At 57.8% G+C, this 14,332-nt stretch carries 16 protein-coding genes; 5 read left to right on the plus strand and 11 right to left on the minus strand.

Features of this window, described 5'->3' with window-relative positions; all coding sequences use genetic code 11:
* Positions 1-76: 76 nt before the first annotated feature.
* Positions 77-808, plus strand: coding sequence for an arginine ABC transporter substrate-binding protein (locus MYY08_RS01870; RefSeq protein WP_038627107.1), 732 nt, complete (start codon positions 77-79; stop codon positions 806-808).
* A gap of 125 nt (positions 809-933) precedes the next feature.
* Here MYY08_RS01870 and rlmC read toward each other — a convergent pair whose 3' ends face one another.
* The 10 genes from rlmC to MYY08_RS01920 all read right to left on the minus strand — a co-directional run bounded on the left by rlmC (position 934) and on the right by MYY08_RS01920 (position 9,767).
* Complete coding sequence (gene rlmC / locus MYY08_RS01875) at positions 934-2,061, minus strand: 23S rRNA (uracil(747)-C(5))-methyltransferase RlmC (protein WP_288012755.1); 1,128 nt, start codon at positions 2,059-2,061, stop codon at positions 934-936.
* Positions 2,062-2,121: 60 nt separating this feature from the next.
* Complete coding sequence (locus MYY08_RS01880) at positions 2,122-2,598, minus strand: YbjO family protein (RefSeq protein ID WP_288012758.1); 477 nt, start codon at positions 2,596-2,598, stop codon at positions 2,122-2,124.
* 123 nt (positions 2,599-2,721) lie between these two features.
* Positions 2,722-3,567: a putrescine ABC transporter permease PotI gene (gene potI / locus MYY08_RS01885; RefSeq protein WP_038627113.1), complete on the minus strand. Its 846-nt coding sequence runs from the start codon at positions 3,565-3,567 to the stop codon at positions 2,722-2,724.
* Entirely contained in the window at positions 3,564-4,508 is a 945-nt protein-coding gene (gene potH / locus MYY08_RS01890) for a putrescine ABC transporter permease PotH (protein ID WP_038627115.1), read from the minus strand. Before potH ends, potI begins: the two co-directional genes overlap by 4 nt.
* A 10-nt stretch (positions 4,509-4,518) precedes the next feature.
* On the minus strand, positions 4,519-5,652 hold the full coding sequence (potG, locus tag MYY08_RS01895; RefSeq protein WP_038627118.1) for a putrescine ABC transporter ATP-binding subunit PotG: 1,134 nt from the start codon (positions 5,650-5,652) through the stop codon (positions 4,519-4,521).
* Between the two features lie 120 nt (positions 5,653-5,772).
* A complete protein-coding gene (gene potF, locus MYY08_RS01900; protein WP_038627120.1) occupies positions 5,773-6,885 on the minus strand; it encodes a spermidine/putrescine ABC transporter substrate-binding protein PotF in 1,113 nt (370 codons plus the stop codon).
* Between the two features lie 393 nt (positions 6,886-7,278).
* Positions 7,279-7,758, minus strand: a complete 480-nt coding sequence (locus MYY08_RS01905; protein ID WP_038627122.1) for a YbjN domain-containing protein — start codon at positions 7,756-7,758, stop codon at positions 7,279-7,281.
* A gap of 89 nt (positions 7,759-7,847) precedes the next feature.
* A complete protein-coding gene (gene rimK / locus MYY08_RS01910) occupies positions 7,848-8,750 on the minus strand; it encodes a 30S ribosomal protein S6--L-glutamate ligase (protein WP_038627125.1) in 903 nt (300 codons plus the stop codon).
* Between the two features lie 20 nt (positions 8,751-8,770).
* Positions 8,771-9,493: an oxygen-insensitive NADPH nitroreductase gene (nfsA, locus tag MYY08_RS01915; RefSeq protein ID WP_038627127.1), complete on the minus strand. Its 723-nt coding sequence runs from the start codon at positions 9,491-9,493 to the stop codon at positions 8,771-8,773.
* Entirely contained in the window at positions 9,477-9,767 is a 291-nt protein-coding gene (locus MYY08_RS01920) for a DUF1418 family protein (protein WP_038627128.1), read from the minus strand. The genes nfsA and MYY08_RS01920 overlap by 17 nt, the downstream gene beginning before the upstream one ends.
* 203 nt (positions 9,768-9,970) lie before the next feature.
* On the opposite strand from MYY08_RS01920, the gene MYY08_RS01925 reads away from it, so the two are divergent.
* Positions 9,971-10,234 carry a GrxA family glutaredoxin gene (locus MYY08_RS01925; RefSeq protein ID WP_038627131.1) on the plus strand — a complete coding sequence of 88 codons (264 nt, stop codon included), beginning with the start codon at positions 9,971-9,973 and terminating at the stop codon, positions 10,232-10,234.
* 119 nt (positions 10,235-10,353) lie between these two features.
* On the opposite strand, the gene ybjM is transcribed toward MYY08_RS01925, so the two are convergent.
* Positions 10,354-10,725: an inner membrane protein YbjM gene (ybjM, locus tag MYY08_RS01930; RefSeq protein ID WP_038627133.1), complete on the minus strand. Its 372-nt coding sequence runs from the start codon at positions 10,723-10,725 to the stop codon at positions 10,354-10,356.
* A gap of 289 nt (positions 10,726-11,014) precedes the next feature.
* Here ybjM and MYY08_RS01935 point away from each other — a divergent pair, with 289 nt between their 5' ends.
* The 3 genes from MYY08_RS01935 to ybjG all read left to right on the plus strand — a co-directional run bounded on the left by MYY08_RS01935 (position 11,015) and on the right by ybjG (position 14,246).
* Entirely contained in the window at positions 11,015-12,703 is a 1,689-nt protein-coding gene (locus tag MYY08_RS01935) for an aspartate:alanine antiporter (RefSeq protein ID WP_038627134.1), read from the plus strand.
* A 206-nt stretch (positions 12,704-12,909) separates the two neighbouring features.
* Positions 12,910-13,647, plus strand: a complete 738-nt coding sequence (locus tag MYY08_RS01940) for a phosphatase PAP2 family protein (RefSeq protein ID WP_038627136.1) — start codon at positions 12,910-12,912, stop codon at positions 13,645-13,647.
* 2 nt (positions 13,648-13,649) lie between these two features.
* Positions 13,650-14,246, plus strand: a complete 597-nt coding sequence (gene ybjG, locus MYY08_RS01945) for an undecaprenyl-diphosphate phosphatase (RefSeq protein WP_038630068.1) — start codon at positions 13,650-13,652, stop codon at positions 14,244-14,246.
* Positions 14,247-14,332: the final 86 nt, after the last annotated feature.

The raw sequence follows: 14,332 nt of genomic DNA on the forward strand, positions 1-14,332 counted from the left end.
TGCATAAACATGCATTAAATGGCATCTTGTTTTCCGCCGCTGGGCAAATAGCATAATGAAAACAGGAGCAGTCCCGATGAAGAAATGGTTACTGGCCGCCATGCTGGCGGGCGTGGCAATGAATGCAGGCGCAGCGGAAAAAATTCGTTTCGCCTCCTCCGCAACCTACCCGCCTTTTGAATCGCTCAACAGCGATAACCAGATTGTCGGTTTCGATATTGATCTGGCTAACGCGCTGTGCCAACAGATCAAAGCGGAGTGCACCTTTACTAACAATGCCTTCGACAGCCTGATCCCGGCGCTGAAGTTTCGTCGCTATGATGCGGTCATTTCCGGGATGGATATTACGCCGGAGCGCAGCAAACAGGTCGCCTTTACCCAGCCCTACTACGCCAACTCAGCGGTGGTGATTGCGGCGAAAGGAAAATATCCGACGATGGAAGCGCTGAAGGGGAAACGCATCGGCATGGAAAACGGCACCACCCATCAGCGTTATTTGCAGGATAAGCATCCTGAAGTGGTTCCGGTAGCCTACGACAGCTATCAGAACGCCATCCTTGATCTGAAAAATGGCCGTCTTGACGGTGTATTCGGCGATACGGCGGTAGTGAATGAGTGGCTGAAGGCGAATCCGCAGCTGGGCACTGTTGGCCAGCCGGTCACCGACCCGCAATATTTCGGTACCGGCCTCGGCATCGCGGTGCGCCCTGACAACCAGGCGCTGCTGAAAAAGCTGAACGACGCGCTGGCGGCGATCAAAGCGGACGGCACGCTGCAAAAGATTAACGACAAGTGGTTTGCCCATTGATCGCCTGTCGGGCTATCTGCCGATCAACGTGCTTGCACTGACCTTCTTTACCGGCCCGACTGTTGGCCGGTAACGCCTCTGGCGGACGCGTCGGCAACGCTTTAAGCCGCGCGCCGCCTTGTTCCTTACCTGCGTTGCAGCAGCGTCAACACCTCATAGTGCGCGGTATGCGGAAACATATCGAACAGCTGCACGCGCAGCACGCGATAGTTCTCCAGACGGGCAATATCCTGCGCCATAGTCTCAGCGTTGCAGCTGGAATAGAGCAGCCATGCCGGCGCCATACGACTCAGATAATCGCACAGTTCGGCGCCGATGCCGCGACGCGGCGGATTAACAAGCACCAGCTCCGGCACCGCCTCTTCGCCCGTGGCGAAGCGCGTGGAGTCGAGCGCCGCAAACTGCACCTTTTTCAGTCCAAGCTGCTGCGCCGAACGCTGCGCGCAGGCAATCGCCTCGGTGCTGATCTCAATCCCGGTCAGGCGCATCTCCGGCGTGGCGCAATGCAGCCCAAAACCGCCGACGCCGCAGAAAAGATCCCACATGGCATGGATATTCAGCTCGCTGACCCACTGACGCGCGGTGTCATACAGCTGCGCCGCCACCGCCGGGTTGGTCTGAAAAAAGCTGCGCGGCCGAATCCAGAGCGGGACGTGATTCAGCTGTTCCGCCAGCGCCTGATTTTCCGTCAGCGCGATCTCCTCCTCCCCTTCCAGAATCGCCATATGCACCGGCTGGATATTGGCGGAGATCACCGACAGCTGCGGCAGCTGCTGCTGTAACCACGGCAGCGCGGCGCGCAGCTGGTCCAGCTTCGCCTGCGATCGCAGCACAAAGCGCAGCATCAGCCTGCCGTCGAGCGCGCTTTCGCTCAACAGCAGGAACTTCAGCTCGCCGCGCCGCCGCGTCACGTTATAGGGCGTCAGACCGGCGCGGGCGATAAAGGGCTTCAGCACCTCGAACACTGGCGCAAAGCTGGCGGGATAGAGCGGACAGGCGGTGAGATCGACCGGGCTGCCGTCGCGCTGTACGATGCCCAGCACCGGGCGCTCGACGCTGCCGCTTACCACCATTTTCGCCTTGTTGCGAAACGCCTGCTGCGGCGAGCTCACCGGCGAACGCCATTCGCCGACCGTTATATCGGTGAGCAGCGCCTGCAAATGATCCTGCTTCTGCCGCAGCTGTTGGGGATAAGGGAGTATCAGCCACTGACAGGAGCGACAGCGGTCTGCATCGTAAAGCGCGCAATGCATGATTAAACCTGTGATGAGTGGGTGTGCCGGTTTGCGGGGCAGGATTGTAGCATCAGCCACTCAGTTTCGCTGAAAAAATTGCCGGCTGGCGGCGGGCAAAAACAGCAGCGCCAGCACCAGCAGATCGGGCATTTTATGCAGCAGCAGATTATGCAAAATATCGATGCTGCCCGCCCCGCTGAGGCTGAAGATTTCGGGATAGATCCAGCCCATCGACGCGGCCCAGAGATAGAGCAGCATGATCGCCTGGGTAATCAGATAAGTGGCGCGACCGCGACGCGAACCGCGCATCAACGTCAGGGCGCTGCGCAGCTCGATAAAAAAGATAATCTGACTGGCGAAAAAAATCAGCGTGGAGTCCCAGGCCTGGGCGCTGCGGTGAATAAAGTCGGACACGCCGTCATAGCCCAGCTCATTCGCCAGCAGCAGCACGCTAAGGCAGCGGGTGGCGATAATCGCCTGCCCGGCGATCAGGACCGGAACAGGCGCCTGCGGGTAGCGCGTAACCACTTTACCGGTTCTGAAAACTTCCGACATTCACCGACTCCTTGCATCGCAGCAGACCACGTTCACCCTGTACGTCAGACCGCGCCGCCCCTCTGTCGGACGCGGTCTGACGCTGCAGAACCCTGCAATCAATAGTGGCAAAGGTTTCGGATTTTAGCTACGTCTCGCTTTCTGAATATCGCGTACCCGCTGCTTCTCTTCATGAGCCATAAAGCGCCAGGCGATAAAGCCGACCAGCCCGACCACAAACAGGATCAGCGAGGCGAGCGCGTTGATCTCCGGGTTCACCCCGCGGCGCACGGTGGCGAAAATCGCCATCGGCAGCGTGGTGGCGCCCGGCCCGGTGACGAAGCTGGCGATCACCAGGTCGTCGAGCGACAGGGTAAAAGCGAGCAGCCAGCCGGTGACCAGCGCTGGCGCGATCATCGGTACGGTAATCACGAAAAAGACCTTCAGCGGCGTCGCGCCCAGGTCCATCGCCGCTTCCTCAATCGAGCGATCCAGCTCGCGCAAGCGCGAGTTGATCACCACCGAGACGTAAGCGGTGCAGAAGGTGACGTGCGCCAGCCAGATGGTCAGCATGCCGCGATCGCCTGGCCAGCCCAACGCATGCCCCATCGCTACAAACAGCAGCAGCAGCGACAGGCCGGTGATCACATCGGGCATCACCAGCGGCGCGGTAAGCATAAAGGCGAAGCCGGTCGAGCCCTTGAAACGGCCGAAGCGCACGATCACCACCGCCGCGATCGTGCCCAGCACCACCGCCATCGTGGCGCTAAGCGCGGCGATGGTCAGGCTCAGCGTCACCGCGCTGATCATCGCGCTGTCCTGGAACAGCACCCGGTACCAGTGCAGCGAGAAGCTCTCCCAGACGGTCACCAGCTGCGAACTGTTGAACGAGTAGACCACCAGCAGCAACATCGGCGCATAAAGGAAGCTGAAGCACAGCAGCAGAATCACCAGCCGCCATGGCGAACGAACAGCGGGCAGATTGCTCATGCCTTCTCCTCCAGGGTTTTGTTTTGATGCTTGTGGAACCAGATGATCGGCAGAATCAAAATCAGCAGGATAATCACCGCCAGCGCCGAGGCGACCGGCCAGTCGCGGTTATTGAAAAACTCCTGCCACAGGATGCGGCCGATCATTATGCTGTCCGGCCCGCCCAGCAGTTCAGGGATCACGTACTCCCCTACCGCCGGAATAAACACCAGCATCGACCCGGCGATAATGCCGTTCTTCGTCAGCGGCACGATCACGCTAAAAAAGGTTTTCAGCGGACGCGCGCCCAGGTCGAGCGAGGCTTCCACCAGCGAATAGTCGATGCGCGTCAGCGCGGTGTAGATCGGCAGCACCATAAACGGCAGATAGCAGTAGACAATGCCGATATAGACCGCCGTATTGGTATAGAGGATCGCCAGCGGATGATCGATAACCCCCAGCCACATTAAAAAGCGGTTAAGGATACCGTTGCTGTTCAACAGCCCCATCCAGGCGTAAACGCGCACCAGAAAGGAAGTCCATGACGGCAGGATCACCAGCAGCAGCAGGATATTGCGCACCGAGGCGGGGCTTTGCGCCACCGCCCAGGCGAGCGGGTAGCCTACCACCAGGCAGATCAGCGTCGAAATCGCCGCCACCTTCAGCGACTGTAAATAGGCGTCGACGTAAAGCGGATCGTCCGTCAGCTGGAGATAATTCCCCAGATTGAACACCAGCGTCAGCTGGTCGTCCGCCCAGGTAATCAGATCGGTATAAGGCGGAATAGCGCGCGCGATCTCGGAAAAGCTGATCTTCAGCACGATCAGGAACGGCAGCAGGAAGAACAGCACCAGCCAGAAATAGGGCAGCGCGATCGCCAGCTTGCGTCCGTGAGCCATTTTCAGCCGCGTCAGCGTGCGGCCGAAGGCGCCGGGCTGCGCCGCGGCAACAGGTTGTTTCATATGCGCCCTCTTATACCGTCAGTACGACGCAGCTGTCGGCGTCCCAACTGAGACGCACTTCATCGCCCCAGGTCGGCGCGCCCTGACGGAAGCGATGCGCGTTCTGAAGCTGCGCGCTGATCATCTGTCCGCTGTGCAGCCGTACATGATAAATCGACAGATCGCCCAGATAGGCGATATGCACCACCTCGCCGACGGCGAAGTTGCAGCCATCTTCCGGCACCTGCTCGCAAAGCATCACTTTTTCAGGACGCAGCGCGATAGAGACCGGCACGTTATCCATGATCGACACGTCGGAAGCGACCTTCAGCGGATGCACCAAACCAGGGCTGTCGATGACCAGGCCATCTTCGCGCCGCTCGCGCAGCAGCCCCTCAAAGACGTTAACCGAGCCGATAAATTCGGCGCTGTAGCGGCTGGTGGGATGCTCATAGATCTCCTCCGGCTCGCCGATCTGAACGAATTTGCCGCGGTTCATAATGGCGATGCGGCCCGCCATAGTCATCGCCTCTTCCTGATCGTGCGTCACCATCACGCAGGTGGCGCCGACGCGCTCAAGGATATCCACTACCTCCAGCTGCATGCGGTCACGCAGTTTCTTATCCAGCGCGCCCATTGGCTCATCCAGCAGCAGCAGCTTGGGACGCTTCGCCAGGCTACGCGCCAGCGCCACGCGTTGACGCTGGCCGCCGGAAAGCTGGTGCGGCTTGCGCTTCGCAAACTCCTGCATATGCACCAGCGCCAGCATTTCCGCCACGCGGCTGCTGATTTCGCCCTTCGGCAGCTTGTCCTGCTTCAGGCCGAAGGCGATATTCTGTTCCACCGTCATATGGGGAAACAGCGCATAGGACTGGAACATCATATTGATCGGGCGCTGGTAAGGCGGCACATGGGAAAGATCCTGCCCGTCGAGCAGGATCTGGCCGTGGGTCGGCGCTTCAAACCCCGCCAGCATGCGCAACAGGGTAGATTTGCCGCAGCCCGAAGCGCCGAGCAGCGCAAAAATTTCGCCTTTATAAATCGTCAGGCTGACGTCATCGACGGCGTGCTGGCCATCAAACGATTTGGTCAGGTTGCGGATCTCCAGCAGCGGCGTCAGGGCCTTTGCCGTTTTATGGGGAGGACGGGGGATCGCGTCGTTCACTAACTTTACTCTCCGGCGCTAAGCGGACACTCACGGCACGGGGCCGCACAAATAAGACAACAGAGGCCGGAACCGCGCCTCTGTTGTCTTTAGCCTGCGATGGGTATTCGCGTTTGCGAATTACTTACCGCTTTTTACTTTGGTCCATGCGCGAGTGCGCACACGGTCCAGTTTAGGTTCCTGCACTTTCAGCACGAACAGCCTGGACATAGTTTCCGGCGTAGGGAAAATGCCAGGGTTGTTGCGCACCGCTTCGCTCACCAGCGGCAGCGACGCCTTGTTACCGTTAGCGTAGAACATCTTGTCGGAAATGTGCGCAATCACTTTCGGGTCCATGATGTAGTTCAGCCATTGATAGGCTTCATCGAGGTTTTTCGCGTCTTTCGGGATCGCCATCATATCGAAGAAGGCCAGCGCGCCCTCTTTCGGAATGCTGTAGGCGATATTGACGCCGTTTTTCGCTTCCGCCGCGCGGTTTTTCGCCTGCAACACGTCGCCCGCCCAGCCGATCGCCACGCAGGTGTTGCCGTTAGCCAGATCGTTGATGTACTGCGAGGAGTGGAAATAGCGAATATTCGGACGCAGCTTCAGCAGCAGATCGGTCGCCGCGCCGGAGTAATCCTTCGCGTCGCTGCTGTTGGGATCTTTACCGAGGTAGTTCAGCACGGTGGCGAAAATCTCCTCCGGCGCGTCAAGGAAAGAGACGCCGCAGCTTTTCAGTTTCTCAAGATTTTCCGGCTTCAGCACCAGATCCCAGCTGTCGACCGGCGCGTCTTTGCCCAGCACCGCCTTCACCTTATCGACGTTATAGCCGATGCCGGTGGTGGCCCACAGATAAGGGATTGCGTATTTATTGCCCGGATCGTGCTGTTCAACCTTTTTCAGCAGCTCAGGATCGAGGTTCTTGTAGTTAGGCAGCTTGCTCTTATCGAGCGGCTGGAAAACGCCGGACTGCAGCTGACGCGCCAGAAAGCTCGATGACGGCACCACCACGTCGTAGCCGGTGCTGCCAGCCATCAGTTTGCCTTCCAGCACTTCGTTGGAATCAAACACGTCATAAACCACTTTAATGCCGGTCTGCTTCTCGAAATCGGGAACGGTATCGGGCGAGATATAATCTGACCAGTTATAAACGTGCAGGGTTTTCTGTTCCGCCATAGCGCCGGCGGAAGCCGCCATCAGCACGCCAGCCACCACACCAGACAACCATTTCTTGCCGTGGTTGTTTAACATGTTTCCTTCCTCCAGAATCGGGATCAAACTTCAGATGCAGAACAGAAGAAGCCGGCCGGCCTCCCCTTGCGTATCAGCTGTGACAGTGAATCGTTATTCAGTGCTGGCTGCTGAGAAAACGCCGCGCGCCGCGTGCGGTTTACCGCACCCACGATGCAGCCCCGCAAGCATAGCCGCATGCTGGCATTCAGGCCATACCCCAGAGTAAAAAACGCCTTTTATCGATTATTTATGCATGTTTCACCTATGTGATATGCCAGACCAGCATAAACGGCGAGAAATATGTGGCATTAAAGGCCTAAACGCAGCATAAAAATGTGAAGTGCGCCGCTTCCCCGGCTGGAAAAGCGGGAAGGGGCGCGGAAAAAGAGGAAATAACGGCTGAAGAGAGAATCAGTGCAGAACGGGCAAACGCTGATCGGGCGCGACAGGTTCATCTTCTTCCCCCATCAACAGCAAATTATTGGCGAAGGCTTCCATAATCACCATTGAGATCTGCTCTTCGCTCTGACGCAGAAAATGGACGAACTGACCGTAGGTAATACCGGCTTCGATCAACAGTGACTGACAGACAATCAGCTTCGGCAGATTATCATCCTGAATATCCAGAAACGCTTTCACCGTCAGCGACGCGGCGTTGATTTGCGACAGATCCCCCACGAGCGGAATCAGCGCCGTGGGCTTCACCTCTGCAAGGGCGGAAAACAGAATGACGTTATCGACCAAATCGATTTTGGCATCGAAAACGCCATCGAAATTCTGCATGTGCGGCAGATGCAGCGCCTGACAGGCGTCGCATTCAAACCAGGTAATGCTTTGCTGATCCAGCCAACGTCGTAATACGTCTAAGTCTGGAACGACGAGTGAATCCATATGCTACTGCCCTATACCGCGTTGAAATAAGCGCAATAGCTTACGGAAAAAGCAACCTGAAAACCACGTCCGCCGGTCAAAAAGGCGATTCAACCACCGGTTTTCAGACTGAAACCGGGTTGGGCGTGCTGCTCAATCCAGTCGATCATCATGGCGGCAATATTCAAACCGGTGGTTTTTTCGATGCCCTCCAGTCCCGGCGAAGCGTTGACCTCCATCACCAGCGGGCCGCGCTGCGCGCGCAGAATATCGACGCCCGCCACGTCCAGCCCCAGCGTGGCCGCCGCCTTCACCGCGATTTCGCGCTCGCGCGGGGTGATCTCCACGCAGCGGGCGCGGCCGCCGCGATGCAGGTTAGAGCGAAAATCGCCCTCTTTCGCCTCGCGTTCGATAGCAGCCACCACTTCGTTGCCGATCACCAGGCAGCGAATATCGCGCCCTTTCGCCTCTTTTATAAATTCCTGCACCAGAATGTGCGCGTTAAGGCCGCGAAAGGCGTCAATAACGCTTTCCGCCGCCTGGCGCGTCTCCGCCAGCACCACGCCGATGCCCTGCGTGCCCTCTACCAGCTTCACCACCAGCGGCGCGCCGCCCACCATATCGATCAGATCGCTGGTGTCGTCGGGCGAATGGGCGAAGCCGGTGACCGGCATATCAATTCCCTGTCGCGCCAGCAGCTGCAGCGAACGCAGCTTGTCGCGCGCGCGGGTGATCGCCACCGATTCGTTCAACGGGTAGCTGCCGCACAGCTCGAACTGGCGCAGCACCGCGGTGCCGTAAAAGGTGATAGCTGAGCCGATGCGCGGGATCACCGCATCGAAATCATCCAGCGCCCGTCCGCGATAGTGCACCGCCGCCGAGGCGGGATTGATATTCATATAGCAGGAGAGCGGGTCGACGATCTCCACCTGGTGGCCGCGCCCCCGCGCAGCCTCACGCAGACGTTTACAGGAGTAAAGCGATGCGTCACGGGAAAGGATGGCAATTTTCACCCGAAGGTCTCCGCCTGAAATTACCGCGTTGCCCAACCCTGCTTGTGCAGGTAGTCGAGAATAAAGGGACGGCTTTCACGCACGATGGTGCGACGAATATGGTTGCTGAAATTGTCGCTGCGCTGGTTGCTGTCGCGCTGCTGATAATAGGCTTCCAGCTCACGATCGTAGGCGTCCAGCTGCACTGGATCGAGCGGATGATAGCGATTTTCATGCACCAGCATGCTGGCGGGCATGCGCGGCTTCAGATCGGGCTCCTGCTGCGGCCAGCCGAGGCACATGCCGAACAGCGGCAGCACATGCTGCGGCAGGCCGAGCAACTCGGTCACCTGCCCGATGCTGTTGCGGATGCCGCCGATATAGACGCCGCCCAGTCCGAGCGACTCGGCGGCGATCATCGCGTTCTGTCCCATAATCGCCGTATCGACGCAGCCCAGCAGCAGCTGTTCCGCCAGACCGAGCTGCGCCTCAGGACAGATTTGCAGATTGCGCTGAAAATCGGCGCAGAACACCCAGAACTCCGCCGCCTGCGCCACATAATGCTGGCCGCCGGTCAGCGTCACCAGCTGTTCGCGCAGCGCCTTGTCGGTAATACGAATAATGGATGAGCATTGTAAAAAGCTGGACGTGGAAGCCGACTGCGCAGCGGCGATAATCGCCTCACGCTGTTCATCGCTAATCGGTTGATCGGTAAAAGCACGAATCGAACGATGCGCACGTAACAGTTCAATGGTCGGCGTCATGTGAATCTCCGGTAGGTTTCGATGAGGCATCGTCGCGGCGGCGGCCGAAAAGCTCAGGCGCGATAGCCTGCGCCATGCGCCACATCAGCGCGACGGCGGCGGGCAGCATCAGGACAATGCCGGTAAAAATCAGCGCGGTGGCGATGCGCCGGCCGGACCAGCCGACAGGCAGCGCCACCAGATGCTGCACAAGTAGAAAAGCCAGAATCAGCAGCAGGATGCCGACAGCTTCCAGCGCCAGCACCGTTTTAGGCAACTGCAGAGCACGTTTCACCGGATTTCTCCCTTTTGGCATCCCGCAAACGAAACGGGGGTTTCATATTAAAGCGTAACTGGCACAATGACGCATAGCCTGTATGCATTGTAGCAACAGGCACAGCCTTCTTTACAGAGGGGAAGGCCCGGCGCGATGATGCGTTCAGCTAGCTTAAAAGTGTGACATAATTCACACAAAAATGAGAGACAAAGGAGATAACGATGCTTGCAGTGATTTTTGGCCGTCCCGGCTGCCCCTACTGCGTACGTGCGAAAGATCTGGCGGAAAAGCTGACCGCAGAGCGTGAAGACTTCAACTTCCGCTACGTTGACATTCAGGCGGAAGGCATTACCAAGAAAGATCTGGAAGAGAAAGTCGGTAAGCCGGTAGAAACTGTGCCGCAGATTTTCGTCGATACCCAGCACATCGGCGGCTTTACCGACTTCAACGCCTGGAGCAAAGCGAACCTGGGCGTCGCGCTGTAAAGGTAAATCAGCGGCGTAAAAAACCGGCCCGCTCAGGCGCGCCGGTTTTTTTATGCGTCTGACGCGCCATCGCGACAGCGGGCTTAACGCAAGACCGTGGCGCTGGCCTGGCCAACGCGTCAGCGCGTTGTGCGCGAGGCGGTCAGGGTACGCCACAGCATCACCAGCAGCGCGCCGAAGCCGCACCAGAATATGGCGCTGGTCAGCCAGGCCAGCTCCTGCAACAGCGACTGAGAAATAAACGCATGACTGAAGCCGATCAGCAGGCAGCACGGCGTCGCCGCCAGCGCCGCCAGCAGCGCGTGGCTCAGCGGCGTCCGACGATTTATCAACGCCGCGACCAGGCCCGGCAGCATAAACAGCAGCAGCCCGGTCTGCTCCGAAGAGTAGCCAGACGTGTCTTCGCCGCTATAGCGCGCCAGCAGGAAGGTCGCGCAGTAAAGCGTCATACAAATCATTACGCCCGGCCAGCGGACGCCATACAACAGCATAGAATTTCCTCATTTATTTCTGCTACCCAGGACCGTCAAAAAATAAGCGTTTCTGAAAAAGCTGTTAAACAATTAACAGGAAAAAGTTAATAAATATTTTGTTTTTACTCTGGCTTTCTACTGGAGGTCTGAAGAATAAATGAATAAAATAAGCGCCACTTTACATATGCCCCTGAATATCGCTTTCCGGACGGGCCACTGCCCGGTCCATCATCGCGCTTACAGGAAATAACGTTAGCCTGGAAATTCAGGTCTTTCAACAAGTTACTGGTAAACAAGAAGTTAATACGTGAATATAAACGTCGCAGATTTGTTAAGCCGTAATGATATTTTGTTATTATTCGTCGTGCTGGCTTTAGGCCTCTGTCTGGGTAAATTACGCCTCGGCTCGGTGCAACTGGGTAATTCCATTGGTGTTTTAGTGGTTTCGCTTATACTGGGCCAGCAGCACTTTGGCATTAATACCAATGCGCTGAGTCTGGGCTTTATGCTGTTTATTTTTTGCGTAGGCGTCGAGGCCGGGCCCAATTTCTTCTCTATTTTTTTCCGCGACGGCAAAAACTACCTGATGCTGGCGCTGGTGATGGTCAGCAGCGCCATGCTGCTGGCGCTGGCGCTGGGCAAAGCGTTCGGCTGGGATATCGGCCTGACGGCGGGGATGCTGGCGGGCGCAATGACCTCTACGCCGGTGCTGGTCGGCGCCGGCGATACGCTACGGCAGTCAATGAGCGACAGCCCGCTGCTCGGCCAGATGCAGGATCACCTCAGCCTCGGCTATGCCCTGACCTACCTGGTCGGCCTGGTCAGCCTGATCTTCGGCGCCCGCTACCTGCCGCGCCTGCAGCATCAGGATCTGCCTACCTGCGCGCAGCAGATCGCCCGCGAACGCGGTCTCGACGCCGACAGCCAGCGAAAAGTCTATCTGCCGGTGATCCGCGCCTACCGCGTCGGCCCTGAACTGGTCGCCTGGGCGGACGGAAAAAATCTGCGCGAGCTGGGCATCTACCGCCAGACGGGTTGCTATATCGAACGTATCCGCCGCAACGGCATTCTGGCCAGTCCCGACGGCGACGCGGTGCTGCAGTTGGGCGATGAAATTTCGCTGGTGGGCTATCCCGACGCCCATGCGCGTCTCGATCCCAGCTTCCGCAACGGTAAAGAGGTGTTCGACCGCGATCTGCTCGATATGCGCATCGTCACCGAAGAGATCGTGGTGAAAAACCACAATGCGGTCAACAAGCGTCTCAGTCATCTGAAGCTGACCGATCACGGCTGCTTCCTTAACCGCGTTATCCGCAGCCAGATTGAGATGCCGATCGACGACAGCATCATGCTGAATAAAGGCGACGTGCTGCAGGTCAGCGGCGAAGCGCGCCGTGTAAAGAGCCTTGCCGATCGCATCGGCTTTATCTCTATTCACAGTCAGGTGACCGACCTGCTCGCTTTTTGCGCCTTTTTTATCATAGGTCTGATGATCGGCATGGTGAGCTTCCAGTTCAGCGCCTTCAGCTTCGGCATCGGCAACGCCGCCGGCCTGCTGTTCGCCGGCATCATGCTGGGCTTTCTGCGTGCCAACCATCCAACCTTCGGCTATATCCCGCAGGGCGCGCTGACGATGGTGAAAGAGTTCGGCCTGATGGTGTTTATGGCCGGCGTCGGACTCAGCGCCGGCAGCGGCCTGGGGAAAGGCCTGGGCGAAACCGGCCTGCTTATGCTGGTGAGCGGCCTGGCGGTGAGCCTGCTGCCGGTGGTGCTCTGCTACCTGTTCGGCGCCTACGTGCTGCGCATGAACCGCGCCCTGCTGTTCGGCGCCATCATGGGCGCGCGCACCTGCGCCCCGGCGATGGAGATTATCAGCGATACCGCGCGCAGCAATATCCCGGCGCTGGGCTATGCCGGAACCTACGCTATCGCTAACGTTTTACTGACGCTGGCGGGCACGCTGATTGTAATTATCTGGCCGGCGCTGGGCGGCTAAAAAATATTTTATTTTTTGTGCGAACTTCTTTCATGGCTGGCAGTCTCAATATGTGCCACTGCTTTTCTTTGAAATCCCCAAATTGTGGAGCCCGTTAATCTCTGATTAGCGGGTTTTTTTATGCCTGCTTTTCGTCGCCTTCTCTTAATGTTTTCTTAAGGACCGATCGTCACTATAGCCAGCCTGTTCCCTTTGCAGGCACGGTCATGCAACTGACATCAAAGTTAAACCAACCCGCAACATCCCCTCCGATTAGGATTAAGGCGCTTTACCCTTTGCCGGGACGCTTCTACGCTATCCATGCTGTTTTTCTGGCGGTTTTTGGCCTGCTGTTTTTGTGGCTGGCGCGCGACGGGAGCCTGGATATGGCGCTGACCGGTTACTGGTTCGATCCCATGACGCAGCAATTTCCCTGGAAGGATAACCGTTGGCTGGATCTGATCAATCATCGCCTGTTGAAGGATATCGTCATTGTCATCGGCGTTGCGCTGCTGCTGGCGGGCCTGATTCGTCGTCAGCCGCGCTGGGTGCTGGTAGCGCTGTTGATCGGCGTCGGGTCGCTGGCTGTGGGCGTGTTGAAAGCGACAAGCGCGCACTCCTGCCCCTGGGATCTGGTGCAGTTCGGCGGTAAAGCGTTCTCTTATCCGCTGCTCGGCGCCGTGCCGATGGAAAGCGGGCCTGGGCGTTGTTTTCCCGGTGGGCACGCCTCAAGCGGCTTTAGTCTGATGGCGCTGTTTTTTCTTTACTGGCCGACGCGTCCCAGAATGGCCTGGCTCTGTTGGGGCGGCGCAATCGCGCTGGGTTTAGTGATGGGTTATGGCCAGATGATGCGCGGCGCGCACTTCCTTTCCCATAATTTATGGTCTGGCTGGTGGGTTTGGCTGGCGCAGTTGTTGGTTTATGGGTGTGTAACGCGCCTGACAGATAAGACGAGGAAGATATAATGATGGAAGAGTTGAACCGGACGCTGTTTCTCTGGATCAACGCCACGCCGGACTCTCCGGCCTGGTTACTGGAACTGGCGACGTTTATCGCCAAAGATTTAATTGCCATTGTCCCGATGCTGATTGTCGCGCTGTGGCTCTGGGGACCGCATAGCGGCATTCGGGAGCTGGTCTTGAAAACCGGCATCGCCCTGCTCTATGCGCTGGCGATCTCCTGGTGCGTCGGCCAACTGTTCCCTCACCCGCGCCCTTTTGCCATTGGTTTTGGACACCAGTTCCTGTCGCACGCGCCGGATGATTCTTATCCCAGCGATCATGGCACCACCATTTTCACTTTTGCGCTGGCGTTTATCTTCTGGCACCGCCTCTGGTCGGGCGTGCTGCTGCTGGCAATCGGCATCGCTATCGCCTGGTCGCGCGTTTTTCTCGGCGTTCACTGGCCGATGGATATGCTGGGCGGGCTGCTGGTAGGAGTACTGGGCTGTCTGTTTTCGCAGATGGCCTGGCCCTGGTATGGCCAACCTTTAATGAAACTCCTGCATCAGATTTATCGTCTGCTTTTTTCCCTGCCGATCAGAAAAGGCTGGGTACGTAATTAATCTCCCCTTCTGACGGGTCTGTTTTACAGGCCCGTTTTTTTTATTCATTCCTGTTTGATCTTATTTCACGTTGTTTACGATCTATT

The organism is Mixta sp. (genome assembly GCF_024610815.1).
GTDB classification, from domain to species: Bacteria; Pseudomonadota; Gammaproteobacteria; order Enterobacterales; family Enterobacteriaceae; genus Mixta; species Mixta calida.